Below are 18976 nucleotides of genomic sequence, written 5' to 3'. Positions count from 1 at the left end.
GAGTGTCGGATAGAACAGTGCCACCTGCGGACCGTTCCACCGACGCAATCCTCTGGATTACAGCTCACCCTCGGACTGTCGATCGGTCTCAGACAGTGTCCGCGCTGGCAGGCACGGCCGACGGGCGATCGATCTCGTCGACCGACTCGAGTCCGTCGCGACAGACCCGCTCCAGTCGCTTTGCCTGTGTCTCCCACGCGAATTCCCGGACGTCCGCCCGGGCCTGTTCGCCGAGACGCGACCGCAGTGCGGGAGCGTCGAGCAGCATGCCCAGTTTGTCCGCGAGGTCCCGCGGGTCACCGACTTGCACCAGCAGCCCGTTCTCGCCGTTTGCCAGGTAGGTTTTGATCCCTTCGAGATCCGTGGTGACGACCGGCACTTCGCAGGCCATCGCCTCGACGTTTGCCAGCCCGAAGCTCTCGGTGTGACTCGGGAGGCAGAAAACGTCGGCCGCGGCGTAGTACGACGGCAAGTCGGGATGTGGGATCTCCCCGTGACAAACGACGGCGCCGTCGATTCCGAGTCGGGCCGCCCGCCGCTGGATGCGCTCTCGGTCTCCCCGGCCGACGAAGTGAATCTCCTGGCGTCCCTCGAGGGCCGCGACGGCCTCGAGCAATTCGTCGATCCCCTTGGAGTCGACGAGTCTGCCGACGAACAGGATCGCCGGCCCGTCGCTTTCGAATGCGGGTTCGACACCGGGCCGAAACTGGGCGAAATCGACGCCGGGGTAGACGACGTCGTCGATGTCGTAGTCGAAGGCCGCAGAGACCTGTCGAGCGGTGTCGTCCGAATTGGCCACGAGGAGGTCCGTCTGGGAGAACCGATCGCGCAACCAGGCTCCGGGGCTGGCGTCCGTCGCTCTGTGAAACGTGTAGACCGTGGGAACGTCGACGAGGTTCGAGAGGAGAAGATCGTCGAGGAACTGGTAGGTACACAGGACGTCGAGGGAGTCGTTTATGTGCTCGATGACGTCGTTGCGAACGGCCCACAGAGTCATCAGGAACTTCTCGCGGTTCTGGGCGCCCAGCGGGTTCAACGGGTCGAGCAACCGCGACGGATGATCGGCGAACGACGGTGTCTCGACGACGGTCACGTCGGACTCCGCGAGAACGGGTGACAGATCTCCGCTGCGAGTATACAACGTGACGTCGTTTCGCTTGCTCAGTTCGGCCGCCATCCGTTGGGTGTAGACGGCAATTCCCCCGGCGTGGCGAGTGCCCGCAGCCTCGTGATAGAAGCCGATGTTCATAGTCCAACACACCCGTATCAATTTGTTTGTTATTACTCTCGTACCGAGAGTACAACGTCCTTACCGAAACGGTGTGAAACGATGGTCCGGCAGCTATCGTGTAACTCGAAGGATCGCTTTCGCTCCCGGATTCGACACCCGGATTCGCTCGAGGCGCCGGTCTGGCGTCGAGTGTGACGGTCGCGACACCGCGTGCGATTTCGGAACGGGCCGTCGCTCACTGGACTGGGGACGTCAAAACGAGGCGTCCGGATCGTCGTCTCGCCGAGTCGGTTACTGGTCGCGTGCGTTGTACTGGACGTCGACTTCGGCGTCGCCGCGGAGGCGGAAGTCGGTGATGTCGCCGTCGAACCAGTACGCGTCGCGCCAGTTTCCGACGGCGCCGCGAACCGCGCCGTCTTCGATCACGTCGTCGTCGTCGATCGATGCGCCACGGTAGGTCGTTTTGGCGACCGCTCCCTCGACTTCGAAGGAGTACGTACTCGGCCCATCCGCCTGGATCCCGTCGACGATGATCGCGTGTGGCAGCATCGCGTGGTCGCCGTAGTCGCTCGGATCGATCGACTCTCCGTCGAGCGTGACGTCCGCTTCGCCGTCGGTAAACGTGACGTCCGTCAACGCACCGGAAAATCGGAAGGTCTGGCTGCCCTCGCTGAGCGAACTCTGGACGGTCGACCCCGAGATCGTCGTCGCATCCTCCGTGGGCCCGTCGTCCGAGACGAGTTCGATCGTGCCGTCGACCGTAATTTCGTAACTCGTCGGCGAGCCCGGCCCCGTGACCTCGAGGACGTGGGGAAGCTGCTGGCCGTAGTCCGCGGGATGGACCTGTTCGCCGTTGACGAGCACCGTTCCGGGGCCGTCGACGGTGAGGTCGGTGAGTTCGCCGTCGAACCGGAATGCGTCTTTCCAGTCGGCGACGCTCCCGGAGACCGTGCTCCCGTCGATCGTGTCCTCGTCGTCGATCGACGCGCCTTCGTCGTTCGAGTGCTCGATTTCGCCGTCGACGCTGAATTCGTACCGGGTCGCATCCGAGGGACTGCCGTCGACGAGGAGGACGTTCGGAAGCTGGGAGGGTTCGCTGTCCGATCGATCCGTATCGGAGTCGCCGCTCGAAGTCACCGATCCGTCGCCGGCCGCAGCGGCCTCGGGCGACGTCGGAACGCCGTCCGGGATCGAAAGGTCGGGATCGCTCGAGACGTCGCTGGAAACGGAGACGGTCGATCCGTTCGCGCGACGGATCCGTCCGCGAATCCCGCCGCTCTGGAAGTCGACGCTGCCGGACGACCCGTTCGCGCCGGCGACGAGCGCGTACGGGTACGGTCCGTCGGCGAAGTGGGAGTCTCGGATCGTCACGGTCCCGCCGTTCCAGACCCAGACGGGACGGCCGTTGGTCTCGCCGTAGCCGCCGTAGCCGCGGCCGTAGTCGGTGTTGTCGTTGTACGCGACGCAGTTTACGATTTCGTCGTCCTCGCTCCCACACCGGAAGGTCGTTACGCCGTTGTTCTTGCCGAAGCAGTTCTCGAAGCGGACGCTGCCCCCGTAGGGCGTGTTCGAACAGTAGAATCCGTTGTTCGGATATCCCTGTACGTTACAGTTACGGAAGGTGAGATCCGCTTCGCTCCCTCGGTGCATGAACACGGCACCGGGACCGTGAACGAAACTCGAGCCTTCTTTCGTTGCACCGTCGCCGAGGTAGACGTTTTCGATGAGAACGTCACCCGGTCCGGCGTTGATCGAGATCATGAAATCGTTGCCGCGGTAGAGCCCTTTGAACCCGATATTTCGAATAACCGAGTTGCCCCCCTCGACGTAGATCAGGAAATCACCACCCGTCGTCAGGTCGATGAGTTTGTTTTCGAACGTGTCACCGCGGCCGATGCGGATCGTCTGGCCGCGTGCTTCGATCACGTCGTACCCGTCGGCGGCGCTCGCGGTTCCCGTGAGCGTCGCCGCTGCCGTGGTCGCGCCGGCCAGCTTCAGATACGATCGTCGATGCAGTAATCCGTCGTTACTATCGTCACCGACCGCCTCCGCGCCTGTGGAGGCGATCGACTCGTCATCCGGTACCGAAGAGTCGCGTGCCATGCAATCGGGTAATACGCAACTAACGGTATAAACTTTCCCCATATCTTTGCGTAAAATTTACAGACTGTAGATATTACCTGTACTATTTATAGAAGAATAAGTTGTGGTGACTCATGGAATATTATATCTTCAGAAACCGTCTGTGACGGCCGGTAAATATCTATTACTCGCGCAGCCGCGAGCGTCGAACGTTCGGGTCGGTCGATTGGCCGCTCGCCGATCGGCGGTAATACGATATTACTCCGCATCGATGCGGTAAATTCACCCGGAAAAGTGACTCGATGTGTCGGTCGCCGAACTGATAGTTACGGCGAACGAAGGGGACCCGGCGGGAACGGCGGTCGATCGAGCACCCCACCCGCTGGGAGTCGAGTTGCTGAAACGATGCGTCAGGAGGGACCGAAAATTGCGAGAAGACGTCGGTGGGACCGACGGTCGGAGGGAAAGAACGTCAGCGGGGGTCTCCCAGGGAGTACGGCTGGGTCAGAAGATCAGTTGTCGTTGCTCCCCGATGCGGCTCGTTTCGGCGATCTCGGGACGCCTTCGGGGATGAAGGCTTCGGGGTTCGTTCCGACCTTCTCCCCGAGTTGTACGTTCGAGCCAGCGTGTTCGGCGATGCCCGCTTTCTCGTCGTAGTCGGAGTTCTTGACGACGAGTTCGGTCGGCTTGCCGTTCGCGCCGGCGACGATGGCGGAGTTCTGCCCGTTCATTTCGATCTGGCAGTCTTCGACCTCGATCGTGCCCGGGGCCCAGCCCCAGATACCGCGGCCGACGTAGCCATCGCTGCCGTCGACGTAGACGCTCGAGTTCGTGACTTTGCTTCCTTCGGTGGCCAGTCGGAAGTGCGAGACGTAACAGTTCGCAGCGAAGCTACTATCGATGTGGATCGTGCCACCGCCGTTGGTACCCGGAGCGGAACCGTAGATCGCGTTGTCAGCGAAGTTTTGGATGTTGACGTTCGTGATGTCGATGTGTCCCGAGTGGTCCGGTGCGACCCAGAAAGCGGTCTGGCCGTGGCCGTTCGGGTTGCTGTTGCCCGTACTCGAGCCGTCGCCGAGATACACGTTCTCGACGGTACACGTTCCGCCGGCAGTATCGGAGATTCCGAAGGTGGCGGTCCCTGTGGCTGACGTGTTCTCGCCTTTGAAACCGATGTTTCGGATCGTCCAGTCGCTGCTGTGGGCGGTGATGACGATGTCCTGCCCGGTCGTCATGTCGACGAGCTTGTTCTCCCAGGTTTCACCGGCATCGATGGTGATCGTCTGTCCCTGAGCTTCGATGACCTCGTAGTCGTCCTGGGCCGAAACCGAACCGGCCCCGCCGAGTGCGGTCGTCGCGGTCGCCACCGCGGCGAGCGAGCGAACGTAGTTACGGCGGGTAAATTTGGTATTACGGCCTGTAGTCGGAGTTGAATCCGTCTCGGACGTACGCGGGTTCTGCGCCATACATTCCCGCAACCTCGTCTTACACCCATAAACTTTTCCTTGCCTATATGTACAAATAATCCGTACATTGTTGGTATGGATTTACAAACTAGGAAAAATTACGCCATTACGGTGTTGGATATACGAATGTCTCGAAGTCCTGACTTCGGGCAAGTAATACAGTTTTTTCCGCGGAAATACGGGAATATATCCGACTCGAGCGGGTCCCGGGCCGCGTATTCGCCATCTCCGCGTTCTCGCAGTCGGTCGCGAGGAATCGACCGTTTCGATCGCTCAAGTCCGCCGTTTCCGTCACGTAATTGCGTCTTACTCACTTCTCGTCCCGACGGAGACCCGTTACCCCGGCGACGAGGGAGGCGTCCGGGCCTCCACCCGATGGCTCGGGCCAGCCGCTTGGTCCATCGGTCTTCCCATCTTCCGTCCTCCGCCGGTCGCGGTTCTTTCGGCCGCCTCGTGCACGCGCGTGAAAAACGAGACTGAACCGTCTCCTCGAGTCCGTCCCCGGATCGAAGGGGAACTGCAAACGCGTTCCGCTTCGAACCGGTACGGTGGTGACGACCGTGACGAGTCAGCCGGTCGCCCGGGGTTCGTCGTCGACGGCATACATCGTGAACTCGTCGTTCGAGATCACCTTGTTCGCGCCGGGCTCGGTTTCGAGCCCCTCGAGTGCGGCCCTGTCGAAGTTCAGTTCCTCGTAGACCTCGAGTTCTTTCGTCCTGTCCCACTCAGAGACGACGAAGTAGTATTCGCCGGTGGGATAGGCACCGCTGTAGTTCCCCTCGCTGAAGACGGTGGCGTTTACGCTGCCGGTAGCTGCTGATCCACCGCTCAAGGTATCGCTGCCGGCGAGGCCGTTGATTCCGTGATCGTACCGGTACGGGTCGTACCCCATCCCCGCGTAGGGAACGCCCTCCGCCCCGTGATCCAACCCGTCCTCGTAACCGCTGACCATCTCTTCGGTCACGTGCTGACCCGGATTGTATATGAGCGGCGACGTGAAGACCGTCATCAGGCCGAGAACGAGACAGGTACCGAGTACGACTGCCGTAACCGCGTTCGCTCCGGGCGTCGTGATCAGCCTCGAGAGGCCGCCGACGAACTGTGCCAGCGCGATGCCGGCGAGTATCGTCAACAGCACGTAGATAAAGCCCATCTGTCGGAACGCCATCGTCGGCGTCCCGAGGAAGTAGAGGAGAAACATGCCACAGAGCGGAAACAGGGCGAGCGAGACGTAGTTGACGAAGGACGTAGCCTCCCTGTCGAGGCTCGACCGACGGAGCCAGACGACCAGAATGGAGAGGCCGACGATGAGGCCGATGACAGCCATGGGGAGAAACATTTTCACGAACAGTTCGCTGAGGCTCCCGCCGATGTCGGTCAGCGACGACCCGCGCTGGTCGACGGTCGACCCGCCACCGACGTCCTGCGAGAGCAGTCCGGAGATGAGACCGATTGCGGCTCGCCTGAACCGTTCGTTGCCGAGCGCCCAGAGGCCGAACATGCCTCCGAGGCTGATCGTGTGGACGTACGTCGTCGGGTGATCGATCATGGGATGGTCGTCGAAGCGACGTCGGGCGAGGTACTGAACGCCGCTTATCGCGCCGATCAAGACGACCACGTTGAACATCTGCTGGGGATGGACTAAGAGGAGGGCGAGCGCGGTCAGAAAGATGAGGACGCTGAACGGCGAGGCACCGAAGGGCAGTCGTTCGATCGTCGACCGTCGGCGGAGATAGGCGACGAGCGCGAAGACGACCGCGGGCACGACGAATAGCGCGTTCGAGTTCGTGTGAATGCCCATGTGTGTCGCGATGTTGTTGACCGGGAGTACCATCCACGAGACGATCGCCGCGAACCCGACGGCCGGCCCACCGCCGGCCATATCGCGGACTACCAGCGGCACGAAGATCACGAACGGTACGAACAGGACGACCATCCCGATCAGGAGGGCGCGCTCGATCGAGATACCGCCGGCGAAGTGCAGGGTCGACGCGATGGCATGTAATCCGGGATAAAACAGCTCGTGGGGCGCGGTGCCGCCGGTCACGATGTCCCGCGTCCAGCCCAGGTGCGTGAGCGCGTCCCCCATTCCGGCGTAGTGGTAGTTCCGAATCACGGGGAGGCTCACGATCGCCGTGACCGTCGTCGCACCGAGGCCGATCCCGTATCCCTGCGCGCGGCCGCGACACGTGAGACACGTTCCGACCGCGATCGCGAGCGCGAGTGCGAATCCGAACCAGGTGATCGTCGGAGCGCCCGCGTACACTGACGATTCGTAACTCGTCGCAGGGTTCGCTCTCGCGACGAGAATCGCGACCGAAACCGCGAGAAACCCGGCTGCGACCGTCGCGTTGAGCGTCGATCGGCTCATGTACTCTCACCGGAGCCGTCCCTGCCAGTCTCGATACGCATGTGTTTGCCCAGTCGATGGCGCTGTCGCGGTTTGTTATACAGAACCTACCTCCGAAACCGGGTGCTGTCGCTCCTGTACCGAACGTGGACTCTCGTCTGGCCGTCAGTGAAGGCACACTCACCGGCCAGTCGTGTCGGTTTCACACACGGTAACGGACGACGATATATGCTGTCCCTGTCGATATCGGCCGGAACGCTACGGTCCCCTTTCTCGAGGCCTGACCGATCAACGGTTCTGATGGTTTTTGTAGCAGGTCGTGATCCAGTCGACCGATACACCGACGTCTCCCACCTATGTCATCGATCCTCATCGACCAACTCACCGCCGACGGCGAGACCCTCGAGTGTTCGGTTCGCGCCTCGACCGACCTCGAGCGGTTCATCACTGACGAACCGTTTCGAACTCGGTACGACGTACCGATCGAAGACGTCCCCGATGGCGTCCTCGTGATTCCCGTCCTCGCACAGCTCTGTCCGGTCGCGTGGGCCAACGGAGCCGACGTCTACGTCGACGAGGTCGATGGGACCTTCGCGCGCGCCCTCGAGGAGGTCGAGGCGTCGCTGTGCGAGATGCACGACTTCCTCGAGGGCGGGACGCTCTACGCGCGCCGGACGATCGACCCGGATCCCGACCCGGGAGACGAGAGCGGCCTGTTGTTTACCGGCGGCGTCGATTCGACGAGTTCGTACGTTCGCCACCGCGAGGAGTCGCCGACGGTAATCAGCATTCGGGGGTGGACGATCACGCCGGACGCGGCCGACGACGGGAAGTGGGATGCCCTCCGGACGCGCGTCTCCGGGTTCGCCGAGGACCACGACCTCGAGACCGCGTTCGTCGAATCGAATATGCTTTCGTTTCTCGATCATCCGATGTTGCTCGCCCACTACAAGCGCTACGTCGACGGCGGCTGGTACAGCTCCGTCGGTCACGGGCTGGGGCTTCTCGGGCTCTGTGCGCCGTTGGCCTACGCGCGCGGGATCGAGGATCTGTACGTCGCCGCGACCCACTGGGACGGGATCGACCTCGAGTGGGGGTCCCGACCCGACGTCGACGAATGCGTCAGGTGGGCCGGAACCGAGTGCCACCACGACGCCTACGAACTCACCAGGCAAGAACGCCTCGACCTCATCGCGGACTACGTCCGCAGCGAGGACCCGACGCTCCAACTCCAGACCTGCAACGACCGGATGGACGGCAACTGCGGCCAGTGTGAGAAGTGTTATCGGACCGCCGTTGGCCTCCGTCTGGCCGGGCTCGAGCCGTCGGACCACGGGTATCCGTTCTCCGATGCGGATTACGACGACCTCCGCCGGTCACTCGAGCGCGGCGACTGGGTCCTCGGACAGGACGAACGCCACATGTGGGCCGATATTCGTGACCGCGCACGCGAGACCGACCCCGCAACGCCTGCCGAACGGTCCTTCTTCGAGTGGCTCGACGACGCCGATCTGGACGACTTGATCTCCACGTCGGGCCCGCCGCTCACCCATCGGCTACTCCGAGCCGGAGCGAGAAACGCCCCCAACTCCGTCTACAACACCGTCTATCCGGCCTGGACGACGGCGAAAGCGGGGCTTCGACTCGTCCGGTCCGATCGTTAACCGCCCAGGTCTCGACTCGGGGGTTCGCGCTTCCTCGAGCGTTCGTCGCGGTCCGATTCGAGCGAGGCCGGGACGGTCGCCCTCGGGACGGACGGCGACCGCCTTCCGCTGGACACCTGCGGAGACTGAACGACGCGTCCGTGCGCGTCTCGCCCGCCGCAGTCTGTAACAGCAGTACGTTTTTCATAGTCAGTCTCGAAATTGTATCAGACTATCTCGATGGACCCGAAAATCGGCGATTTGGGCACCGTCTTGCTCGAGTATGCGCAGGATAAACTCGCCATCGTCGACGAAGCGGGTACGTACGTGTATGTAAACGAGGCGAGCGCGTCAATCCTCGGCTTCGAGCCGGATCAGTTGATCGACGAATCCGCGATCGAATACATCCATCCGGACGACAGGTATGTGGTCGCGGATCGCTTCGGCCAGATAAGCGAGGTCGCCCGGTCCTCGTCGACGGTTCGCTATCGGCACCTCACGCCAAACGACGAGTGGGTGTGGCTCGAGAGCCGGTTTACGAACCCTCCGAACGACGCCCTGGACGGATACGTCGTCAGTTCCAGGGACATCACGCAGCAGGTTATCGCGGAGCGAGAACGACGGGACGCTCAGAGCCGACTGCGGACGATCGCCGGTACGGTCGGCGACGTCCTGTGGATGTTCAATCACGACTGGACCGACGTGCTCTTCGTCAATCCCGCCTACGAAGACGTCTTCGGACAGTCGGTCGAGTCGCTCGAGGCGAATCCGCGAAGCTTCCTCGACCTCGTCCATCCCGACGATGCGGAGACGGTTCGCGAGGCCATGGCCCGCGCGTCGGCGGGTGAGTCGGTCGACCTCGAGTATCGCGTCGATCCCGAAACGGACTACAAGCGGTGGGTCTGGGTGCGAGCGGACCCGCTTTTCGAAGACGGCGAGGTCGTTCGAATCGTCGGGTTCAGCAAGGACATTACGGACCGACAGCGACGGGAACGGCAACTGACGGTCATGGACAACTTCCTTCGACACAATTTACGAAACGATCTGGCCGTTATTCTCGGCAACGCCGAGTGCATCGCCGACGAAGCCGACGACCCGTTTCACCGACGTGCTGAGACCATCCGTCGGCAAGGGGAGGAACTCCTCGATACCACCGCGAAGCAACGAGAAATCATCGAGTTGCTCAGCGACCGGCCGGTCCCGGAGTCGAGCGACCTCGTCGCGGTCGCATCCAGGGCGATCGAGACGACCCTGGACCGGTACCCCGACGTGACGATCGAACGGACGGGTCCCGAATCGGCGGTCGCCTGTACGGTCTCCGAGATCCAGGATGCCCTCTCCGAACTCCTCGAGAACGCGATCCAGCACCAACCGGACGGTCTCCCGGAACTGTCCGTTACGATTCGTCGCAATCCGGAGACGATCGACGTCGAAATTCAGGATAGCTGTCCGCCGATACCGGAAGTCGAGTTTCGCGTCCTGACGGGGGATTGGGAGATGGACGACGTGTACCACACGTCCGGGCTGGGGTTGTGGCTCGTCTACTGGGCCGTGGACCTCTCGGACGGCCACATCGCGTTCGACCGGTCCGAAACCGGAAACAGGATAACCGTCTCGCTCCCTCGAGTGCAATCCTGACGGCTCGTCACTCTCGGTCGATTTCCGGCGCTCGTCACTCTCGAGCGACGGTCGTCCAGTCGCTGTCCAAATCACTCGTCACGCGGTGGGACGTCCGTGGCGCCGTCACTCCATGTAGCCGAGTCCTTTCAGGCGGTCCTCGACGTCGTCGAAGTCGTCGTCGACTTCGGCATCGCTCTCGGTCTGTGAAACCGTCGTCCACTCCACTTTCGTTTCCGCCGGCTGTGCGTCTTTCGCGAAAGCGTCGAACAGTACCCGGCCGTCCGTGTTTTCGGGTACCGGTTCGCCGATCCCGTGGAGCAGCGTCGGGGCGACGTCGACCACGCGAGCGCCGTGCAACGTCGCGTCGGATTCGATCGAGGGGCCGCGACAGAGGACGATCCCTTCGCTGCGGTGGCTCGCATCGTAGGTCCCCGTATCGCCGAGTACCTGATCCGAAACCGCACTCCGGGACTCGAACGACCCTCGACCGCCGACGACCAGATCCGGCGACCCGTCGTCCGTCGGGAACAGGTCGTCGCCGTCGAACACCTCGAGGAGCGTCTCGCCGTTTGCACCGGTCGCCGACTCGAGCGCGTCCTTGATTTCCGCCTTGACAGTCGGGACCTCGCTCGGCGAGACGACGCCGCGGTCGAACCGGTCCGTGTCGTTGATGTAGCAGTTGCCCGTGTCGTGGACGAACGCGACGGTCTGGTCGAAGTCGACGTCGTAGAGGGCGTGATCGCCGGGAATCTGCTCGGCGACGGAGTCGACGAGACGTCGGGGGAGCGACTGGACGAGCGCCTCTTCGGTGATCCCGACCCGGTTGAGCGCGCCCGTGATGGCGTCCCGGGAGATTCCGAGGCTCGCGAGCGCCCCGCGAGTGCCGTCGTCGTCTCGCCGGACCAGGTAGCCTTCCCGCTCGAGAATCCGATTGACGTAGACGAGCGCATCGATCGGCCCGAATCCGTGATCCGAGACGACGTAGAGGTCTGCATCGTGATCGTCGGTGTATTCGATGACTTCGGCGAGAATGTCGTCGAGTTGCTTGTAGTGGGCCAGCAGTTTGTCCATGTCCCAGACGAGGTGCTGGAACCGGTCGGGCGCAGTGAAGACGAAAAAGAACAACTGCCAGTCCGCCCCGGCGCGGTCCATTTGGATGCGCATCAGGGTGCGGCGCTTCGCGAGCATATCGTCGACGGCGACCTGGAAGTCGTCCAATCGGTCGGCGTACTCGGGGTAGTCGAGGCTGATCTCGTAGTTCGGGATGCGCGAATCGATTTCGTCTCGCAGATCCGGCGGCTGCGTGTACTCTCGGTCGGTCGAGGGCGTTATCATCCCCGTGACCATGGTTCCGTCTATCTCGTGGGCCGGATAGGTCATCGGCACGTTCCCGACGTGTGCGGGCCCGAGTTGGTCCCAGAGGGCGGGCTGGGCGAAATCTTGACTGGTGTACATTTCGTGGCTGTATTCCGAAGAGAGGTTCTGAAAGCCGTAGATTCCGTGTTTATCCGGCCAGACTCCCGTCGCGATCGACGGCCACGCCAGCGGCGTCGTCGGCGGGCGAGTACTATCCAGCGGGCCGGCGGCCCCCTCCTCACGCAATCGGGCGAAGGCGGGAAGCTCGCCCTCGCTGCTCCATCGTTCGATAAGTCTCCACGGCACACCGTCGAGTCCGAGCACGAACGCTCGCTCGGAGGAGGTTTGATATCCGCTCATGATTGTATTCTGAGACGTCAACAACGCCTGCTGTCATTCCGGTCGCCCGATGAGCGCTTTGTTATAGAGAGATTTCACCCTCGGATCGACCCGAGACGGACCTGTTGGGACCCGTTAATTCCCCGACCAGCCCCGCTCACGTCCGTCCTTTCCGGAAGCGGATCGGACGGCTCGCGACGTCCCGTCGGAGTTTCGACAGGTCCTCCATAACAAAGCCACCCAAACGCAACCGTTCCGATATGAAACGCGTTCAATCGTGGTGGAATCCGTGGGAAGCGTCGTAATCTCGCTCGATGCCGAACTCGGGTGGGGATTTCACGATCTCCCCGAACCGCCGATCGAACGGGTGGAATCCGGCCGCCGGGGCTGGAAATCCATGCTGGAATTACTCGAGGAGTTCGACGTGCCGGCCACCTGGGCCGTCGTCGGTCATCTCATGCTCGAGGACTGCGATGGCGGCCACGCGGCGTATCCGGCCCCGGACGGCTGGTTCGATCGCGAACGAACCGACTGGGCTGATCGCGAGGACCTCCGGTTCGGGAGGGACCTTGTCCGCGGCGTCCTCGAGTCCGACGCCGATCACGAGTTGGCAAGCCACTCGTTCTCCCACGTCCTGTTCGGGCGACCGGAGACGGATCGAGAACTCGCCGTCGCAGAACTCGAGCGCTGTGGCGAACTCGCGGCCGAGTGGGACCGGTCGATCGACTCGTTCATCTATCCGCGCAACGACATCGGCCACCGCGACGTGCTGGCCGAATACGGGATTACAGCGTATCGGGGTGCATCGCCGACCCGCGACGGCGTTCGTGGCGTGTTCGACTCCGCGATTCGGGATCGGTCGATGCTGGTCGCCCCGACCGTCGACGAGTACGGGCTCGTCAACGTTCCGGCCTCGATGTTCCTCTTCGGATTCGAAGGGGCGGCGCGGACGGTCGCGGAGTCGATCTGGGAGGATCCGATGGTCGTCCTCGCACGCCGCGGAATCGACGAGGCGGCCCGGACCGACGGTCTCTTTCACATGTGGCTTCATCCGAACAACCTGACTCACCAGCGGGACGATCGGCGAATGCGCGCGATCCTGTCGCACCTCGAGCGCAGACGGACCGAGACGGACCTCACCGTCGAGACGATGGCCGGGGTCGCCGGTCGAATCACGGAGCCGCCGACGGCGGGAGAGCGCGCGACGGCGAGCTGGAGCTGACGCGTCGAGACGGCGGTGACGGGGGCCGCCGGTCGGTGGTACCCGTCGCCGAATGCTGGGACTGGTATCCGTCGCTCGGACGCTGGGACTGATGTCGGTCGCCCGAATGCAGGTACTACTCCTGGGGGACGAGGGGTACGGCGATGATAACAAAGCCCGCAGCCGGCCGGGTTTCGGGCAGATGGCACTACCGATTTTGAATCGATGGTCCGACTCGAGTGCGCTCTCGCTTGGCGTCCTCGGCGTCGGAAACATCGGCATGGTACACCTGAAATCCGCGTCGGCGATGCCGGACGTCGAGGTCGTCGCGGCGGCCGACGCCGTCCCCGAGAACCGAACTCGAGCGGAACGTGCCGGGGTCTCACGGACGTACGACGATTACGCGACGCTGCTCGAGTCGGAGGAGATAGACGCCGCGGTCGTCGCCTTGCCCCCGTTTCTCCACGCCGAGGCCGTCCGGCGGGCCGCCGAATTCGGCGTCGACGTCTTCGTCGAGAAACCCCTCGCCCGCTCGACCGAGGAGGCCGACGAGTTACTCGAGGCCGCCGACGACGCCGGGATCGCGGTCGGTGTCGATCACACGTTACGCTACCAGCCGGACATGGTCGGGGTCAAGGAGGCCTACGACGCCGGGCGGGTCGGGCACGTCCCCTACGCGTCGATCACCCGACTCAACGACGGGCCGCTCGGTCGGCCGCCGGTCGCGAACGCACCGCCGTCGTGGCCGCTGGACCCCGACGCGGCCGGCGGCGGGTCACTGCTCGAGCTCGGCGTCCACTGTTTCGACGTCCTCGAGTGGCTGTTCGGCGACCTCGAGGTTCGAGACGCCTCGATGGGACGGTCGCTCGACGTCGACGTCGAGGACGCCGCGACGGTCCTCATGGAGGCTCCGGAGACGGGAACGACGGTCACGCTCCACTGCGGGTCCTACCAGTGGGAGCAGCTGCCGGACGTCAACACCCGACTGCGCCTCGAGGGCGTGACCGGGACGATCAGTAATCGGAACCACTTGCCGGAGCGGTTCTACGCGGATGCGGCCAGATCGGCCCTTTCGAACGTGGTCAGTCGATTCACGAACGACGAGCCGACCGTCTTCGGCCCCACGTTCTATTTGCAGGCCCACTACGAGGCGTTGGCCGACTTCTGTGAGGCGATCCGGTCCGACGAACGGCCGCCGGTCGACGGCGCGGACGGACGCCGCACGCTGGCCCTCGCAGAGGCGGCCTACGAACTGGCCGCGACTGATGCCGGGGCGGACGAACTCGAGGCGCCGGAGGTGACGCTATGAGCGAGGCGCGGGTCCGTGCGGTCGGCGTCGATGCGGCCGACCGCCGCGGCGGCTGGATCCCCGACGTCGACGGCCGCCAGGCTGCGCTCGAGGACCCCGTTCGTGCCGTGCTCGAGCCAGACCTCGAGGCGGTTTCGAGCGCCGACCGGATCACGCTCGTCCCGGACGCGCACTACCCGTTTCACCCCTCGTCCGGGATGGTGACCGACCCGGCCGTAATCGGGGCGATCGTCGCCACCCTGCGTCGGTGGACCGACGCGGATATCGCCGTCGCCGGCGCGAGCGACGACCGCATGGCGTTCGACCGAACGGCGAAGTACCTCGGCTATACGGACCTGCTCGAGCGGTCCGATGCCGAACTCGTCGACCTGGCCGACGAACCACGAACCGAGTTCGTTCGCTCGGTCGACGGCCGCTCGCTCTCGCTCTCGGTCCCGACCCGTCTCCTCGAGAGTACCGTGAGCGTCGTGCCGTCGCTTCGGCCGACCGAGAACGGACCGGTCGCGGGCGCGATGCGAACCCTGTCGTCGCTGGTCGCGGGCGCTGACGACCCGGATCGAGTGCCCGCCGCGACGACGCGGATCGTCGAGCCCGGTCCCGCCGTCGTCGACGCGACGACGGTTTTCGGCGGCGAACCCGCGGCCGCGAATACGCTGTTTGCGGGCGCCGCTCCCGCCGTCGACGCGGTCGCGACCTCGTTGCTCGGCCGCTCACCCGGTTCCGACGCGGCACTCGAGTCGGTCCGCGGTGACGATGCCGAACCGGTCACGGTCGTCGGGAGCTCCGTCGATTTCGATCGGCTCCGGGACCGGATTCCGGACGGCGACCTCCCGCCGGCGGACGACACGCATCCCGCCGTCTCGACCGCGTACCGAATCTACGCCACGGTGGCCGGTGACGCCGTTCCGCCACAACTCGAGGCCCGTCGATGACCGCGACCGGAGAGACGCAGACCGCGGCGGTCACCGGCGCGACCGGCTTCCTCGGATCTCGCCTCTGTGACCGCCTGCTCGAACGCGGCTGGGAGGTGCGCGGACTCAGCCGGCCGACCTCGAATCGAGGCGACCGCGAGGGGATCGACTGGTACGTCGGCGATCTCTTCGACGACGGGACGCTCCGGTCGCTCGTCGACGGCGCCGACGCCGTCTTCCACCTGGCTGGGATCGGGCTCTGGAGCGCCGGCCCGGACACGGTCTGGACTGTCAACCGCGACGGCACGGAGCGAGTGCTCGAAGCCTGCCGTGTCACCGACGCAGGTCGCGTGGTCTTTACCAGCACGTCCGGAACACGTCGTCCGAACGGTGATCACGCGTTCGCCGACGAGACCGACGTCGCCGAACCGATCGGTGCGTATCAAGCGTCGAAAGCCGAGGCGGAGGGGCTGGTCGACCGGTACGCCGGGACCGGGGGGGATGCCCTCACCGTTCATCCGACGTCGATCTTCGGACCCGGCGACGAGGCGTTCACCGCGCAACTGCTCGCCATGGGCGTCGAACCGACGATGCCCGCCCACCTCCCCGGCGGCCTGAGCATCGTCGGCGTCTCGGACGTGGTCGACGGCCTGCTCGCGGCCTACGAGCGCGGCACCGCCGGCGAGCACTACATTCTCGGCGGCGAGAACCTCACGTACGACCGAGCCGTGTCGCGCATCGCCGACGCCGTCGACGGATCCCCCGCGCGGATCCGCGTTCCGCCGACCGCGATCCGTGCGGCCGGACCGGTGGCGGAACTCGTCGACGCTGTCGCCGATCGGCGGATCTTTCCGTTCGATCGGCGGATGGCCACCCTCGCGACCAAACGGCTGTTCTACACGTCCCGGAAAGCGAACGAGGAGCTGGGATACGAGTACCAACCGCTCGAGGCACACCTGCCGGAGACGATGGCGTGGTATCGGTCGGAAGTCGGGTAGTCGTCGGCCGTGCGGGGACGGCGATTTCGATCGCACTGCGCTCGAACCGGACTTCGAGAATCGGCCGTCGGCCGGCTACTCGAGTCGTGCGATTCCCTGGACGGTTAGCTCGTCACCGCGATCCGCGGTTTCGACCACCGTTCCCGCGACCCGCTCGTACACCTCGAGCATCCGCTCGGCCGTCCGATCGATGCTCACCTCTCGGGCGGCCTCGCGACCGTTCGATCGCTCCCCGCGCTCGAGGACCTCCAGCAGGCCCCGAATCAGTTCGTCGTCGCTTTCGGCGACGCGCGAGGGTTCGACGCCCGACAGTCGCTCCCGGACGTCGCCGACGTCGACGGCGACGACGGGGAGGTTGCAGGCCAGGGCCTCCTTTACCGAGTTCGGTGATCCTTCGCTGTGGGAGGTCAAGATGAGGGCGTCGGCAGCGTTCATGTAATCGGAGACGGCGTCGTGCTCGACGCCGGAAACCGTTCGAAGCCGCACCGGCCGCTCGAGGAGGTTGTCGACGACCGTCACGACGCGTTCGGCCCGCGGATAGTTCTTCACCTGCCGTGCGGGCGAGTAGGGAAAGAGAACGTCGTATCCGTTCGCGTCGTCCCAGCCGACGTTACTCGCGGCACGGTCCTGTGGCTCCGGCCGGAACTTCTCGAGATCGACGCCGTCGGGGATCACCGTACACTCGCGGCCGAGAACCTCGCGCATCTCCCGAGACATGACGACGACCTCGTCACAGAACGGTGCTGACGCGCGGCTGATCGGTGCGACGGGGCCGTGTACGTCCGAGCCCCACAGCGAGAGAACGACCGGTTTGCGGACCTGTGCGAGCGCCATCGGCGCCGTCAGTCCGTAGTGTGCGTGTATCAGATCGTAGCCGTTTCCCGCTTCCCGGAGGACCTCGGGGACGGTCCGTATGTAATCCGCCGGCGACCGTGACGTTTCGGCATCGGCGTTGCCGGAGATGGAGACCGTCGAAAAGTCGACGCCGCGGTCCTCGAGCGCTTCCATCTGCTGGGTCATGAAGGGGGCATCGACGTTCGTCGTGAGCGTGAGGACGTGCATCTCGTGGTACGGGAGGGAACGGCCCGGAAGGGTATTGTTATCCGCCGTCGTCCGCCTCACGGCCTCGCCGACACGACGTTCAGGCGCCGTTTACCCTCTCGATCCGTTCGGCGTCCGTTTCTTCGCCGACGGTTTGCATCACGTACTCGTGTCCGTTCGGGCCGTGAACGGAGCGCGCTGCCGTCTCATCCGCGTAGTGATACTATTACAAAGGGCTGACGTCGGATATCCGAGAGCGATGCGGATCCTCGTCTTTGCCAATACGCCGGCACACGTCCACCTGTATCGACACGCCGTCGACCGACTGGAGGCGGCGGGACACGACGTTCTCGTCCTCTCCCGGGAGTACGCCTGTACGACCGACCTACTCGACTATTTCGAGATGCCGTACCGAGTATACGGTGACCACCGCACGGAGGGGTACTCGCCCCTCCAGTTCGCCCGTGAGTTAGGTGGGCAGTTCCTCTCGATCGGGAGACAAGCGATCAGCTTCGATCCCGACGTCGTCTTCGGACGCGGCCCCTACGCGGCCTACGCCGGGACGCTTACGCGGACGCCGGTCGTCCTGGTCCTCGACGACGAACCCGGTGATTTCAACCACACTGTCTCACGCCCCTTCGCCGACTGCATTCTCTCCCCGGCCGTGACGCGACGGGATCTCGGCGCGGACCACTATACCTTCGACGGGTTCAAAGAATGCGCCTATCTCCACCCGGACGTTTTCGAGCCGACCAGCGCCGTTCGGGACCACCTCGGCGTCGACGCCGACGAGCCGTACGTCCTCGTCCGGTTCAACGCGCTTGACGCCCTCCACGACACCGACATCGAGGGGTTCCGGCCGCGACAGCGGCAGGACCTGATCCGACGGGTGAGCGAGGACGCGACCGTCTTCGTCTCGGACGAAGGCGGCGAAATGGATCTGTCGAGCCTGCCGGCCCGGCCCTACGATCTCCACCCCGCGCTGATCCACGACGCCATGGCCGAGGCGTCCCTGCTGGTCGCGGACACCGGAACGATGGCCACCGAGGCGGCGCTGTTGGGGACGCCCGCGCTCAGATATCGTGGCACCGACACCCACGAGTACGGCGAGTTTCGGGCGCTCGAGCGCGCCGGGCTCGCGGAACAGTTCGACTCCTACGAGGCGGTTCGCGAACGAACCCTCGAGCTCCTCGCCGACGAGGGCGCGACCGATCGGTGGCGACGTCGTCGGCGCGAGTACGTCGGCGACCTCGTGAACCTGACCGATCTACTCGTCGACGTCGCCGCGTCTCGCGGCGCGGTCGAGAGACTGGACCGCTCTACGAAGCGAATCCTCGAGCCGCGGTCACAGTCGCTGTAACCCTCGTTCTCGGCTCTCGTCGGAGATCGGCGATCGATACCGGAACCCCCGTCGCCGATCACGAAATGC

The 18976-nt window shown here is 64.3% G+C and carries 13 protein-coding genes; 7 read left to right on the top strand and 6 right to left on the bottom strand.

Features of this window, described 5'->3' with window-relative positions; all coding sequences use genetic code 11:
• Positions 1-88 precede the first annotated feature (88 nt).
• From NJT13_RS04585 to NJT13_RS04570, 4 genes are all read right to left on the bottom strand, one after another.
• Complete coding sequence (locus NJT13_RS04585; protein WP_254524314.1) at positions 89-1249, bottom strand: glycosyltransferase family 4 protein; 1161 nt, start codon at positions 1247-1249, stop codon at positions 89-91.
• Between the two features lie 273 nt (positions 1250-1522).
• Positions 1523-3334 (bottom strand): hypothetical protein, encoded by a 1812-nt coding sequence (locus NJT13_RS04580; protein ID WP_254524313.1) that lies wholly within the window; start codon positions 3332-3334, stop codon positions 1523-1525.
• Positions 3335-3825: 491 nt separating this feature from the next.
• Positions 3826-4779, bottom strand: coding sequence for a hypothetical protein (locus tag NJT13_RS04575; RefSeq protein WP_254524312.1), 954 nt, complete (start codon positions 4777-4779; stop codon positions 3826-3828).
• A gap of 568 nt (positions 4780-5347) precedes the next feature.
• Positions 5348-7150 (bottom strand): hypothetical protein, encoded by a 1803-nt coding sequence (locus NJT13_RS04570; protein WP_254524311.1) that lies wholly within the window; start codon positions 7148-7150, stop codon positions 5348-5350.
• A gap of 335 nt (positions 7151-7485) precedes the next feature.
• Between NJT13_RS04570 and NJT13_RS04565 the strand changes: the two genes are divergently transcribed.
• Both NJT13_RS04565 and NJT13_RS04560 read left to right on the top strand, forming a co-directional pair.
• Positions 7486-8793, top strand: a complete 1308-nt coding sequence (locus tag NJT13_RS04565; protein WP_254524310.1) for a hypothetical protein — start codon at positions 7486-7488, stop codon at positions 8791-8793.
• A 219-nt stretch (positions 8794-9012) separates the two neighbouring features.
• On the top strand, positions 9013-10410 hold the full coding sequence (locus NJT13_RS04560) for a PAS domain S-box protein (protein WP_254524309.1): 1398 nt from the start codon (positions 9013-9015) through the stop codon (positions 10408-10410).
• Between the two features lie 105 nt (positions 10411-10515).
• Here the strand turns inward: NJT13_RS04560 and NJT13_RS04555 are convergent, their stop codons facing one another.
• Positions 10516-12108, bottom strand: a complete 1593-nt coding sequence (locus NJT13_RS04555; RefSeq protein ID WP_254524308.1) for an alkaline phosphatase family protein — start codon at positions 12106-12108, stop codon at positions 10516-10518.
• A 268-nt stretch (positions 12109-12376) separates the two neighbouring features.
• On the opposite strand from NJT13_RS04555, the gene NJT13_RS04550 reads away from it, so the two are divergent.
• The 4 genes from NJT13_RS04550 to NJT13_RS04535 all read left to right on the top strand — a co-directional run bounded on the left by NJT13_RS04550 (position 12377) and on the right by NJT13_RS04535 (position 16506).
• Entirely contained in the window at positions 12377-13309 is a 933-nt protein-coding gene (locus tag NJT13_RS04550; RefSeq protein ID WP_254524307.1) for a polysaccharide deacetylase family protein, read from the top strand.
• Positions 13310-13490: 181 nt separating this feature from the next.
• Positions 13491-14597, top strand: a complete 1107-nt coding sequence (locus NJT13_RS04545; protein WP_254525392.1) for a Gfo/Idh/MocA family protein — start codon at positions 13491-13493, stop codon at positions 14595-14597.
• Positions 14594-15529, top strand: coding sequence for a DUF362 domain-containing protein (locus tag NJT13_RS04540; RefSeq protein ID WP_254524306.1), 936 nt, complete (start codon positions 14594-14596; stop codon positions 15527-15529). Before NJT13_RS04545 ends, NJT13_RS04540 begins: the two co-directional genes overlap by 4 nt.
• The gene (locus NJT13_RS04535; protein WP_254524305.1) at positions 15526-16506 is read left to right on the top strand and encodes an NAD-dependent epimerase/dehydratase family protein; all 981 of its coding nucleotides are present in this window, start codon (positions 15526-15528) and stop codon (positions 16504-16506) included. Before NJT13_RS04540 ends, NJT13_RS04535 begins: the two co-directional genes overlap by 4 nt.
• Before the next feature lie 75 nt (positions 16507-16581).
• Here NJT13_RS04535 and NJT13_RS04530 read toward each other — a convergent pair whose 3' ends face one another.
• Positions 16582-17568 carry a glycosyltransferase gene (locus tag NJT13_RS04530; RefSeq protein WP_254525390.1) on the bottom strand — a complete coding sequence of 329 codons (987 nt, stop codon included), beginning with the start codon at positions 17566-17568 and terminating at the stop codon, positions 16582-16584.
• Between the two features lie 238 nt (positions 17569-17806).
• Here NJT13_RS04530 and NJT13_RS04525 point away from each other — a divergent pair, with 238 nt between their 5' ends.
• Entirely contained in the window at positions 17807-18907 is a 1101-nt protein-coding gene (locus NJT13_RS04525; RefSeq protein ID WP_254524304.1) for a DUF354 domain-containing protein, read from the top strand.
• Positions 18908-18976 lie beyond the last annotated feature (69 nt).

The organism is Natrinema caseinilyticum (assembly GCF_024227435.1).
GTDB classification, from domain to species: Archaea; Halobacteriota; Halobacteria; order Halobacteriales; family Natrialbaceae; genus Natrinema; species Natrinema caseinilyticum.
The sequence above is the reverse complement of the archived record's forward strand: the minus strand, read 5'-3'. Positions and strand labels throughout refer to the sequence as shown.

Coding starts and splice junctions, on each gene's coding strand:
- NJT13_RS04525 (WP_254524304.1), top strand. CDS start 17,807: ATGCGGATCCTCGTCTTTGCCAATACGCCGGCACACGTCCACCTGTAT.
- NJT13_RS04580 (WP_254524313.1), bottom strand. CDS start 3,334: ATGGCACGCGACTCTTCGGTACCGGATGACGAGTCGATCGCCTCCACA.
- NJT13_RS04530 (WP_254525390.1), bottom strand. CDS start 17,568: ATGCACGTCCTCACGCTCACGACGAACGTCGATGCCCCCTTCATGACC.
- NJT13_RS04540 (WP_254524306.1), top strand. CDS start 14,594: ATGAGCGAGGCGCGGGTCCGTGCGGTCGGCGTCGATGCGGCCGACCGC.
- NJT13_RS04545 (WP_254525392.1), top strand. CDS start 13,491: ATGGCACTACCGATTTTGAATCGATGGTCCGACTCGAGTGCGCTCTCG.
- NJT13_RS04570 (WP_254524311.1), bottom strand. CDS start 7,150: ATGAGCCGATCGACGCTCAACGCGACGGTCGCAGCCGGGTTTCTCGCG.
- NJT13_RS04565 (WP_254524310.1), top strand. CDS start 7,486: ATGTCATCGATCCTCATCGACCAACTCACCGCCGACGGCGAGACCCTC.
- NJT13_RS04575 (WP_254524312.1), bottom strand. CDS start 4,779: ATGGCGCAGAACCCGCGTACGTCCGAGACGGATTCAACTCCGACTACA.
- NJT13_RS04535 (WP_254524305.1), top strand. CDS start 15,526: ATGACCGCGACCGGAGAGACGCAGACCGCGGCGGTCACCGGCGCGACC.
- NJT13_RS04560 (WP_254524309.1), top strand. CDS start 9,013: ATGGACCCGAAAATCGGCGATTTGGGCACCGTCTTGCTCGAGTATGCG.
- NJT13_RS04555 (WP_254524308.1), bottom strand. CDS start 12,108: ATGAGCGGATATCAAACCTCCTCCGAGCGAGCGTTCGTGCTCGGACTC.
- NJT13_RS04585 (WP_254524314.1), bottom strand. CDS start 1,249: ATGAACATCGGCTTCTATCACGAGGCTGCGGGCACTCGCCACGCCGGG.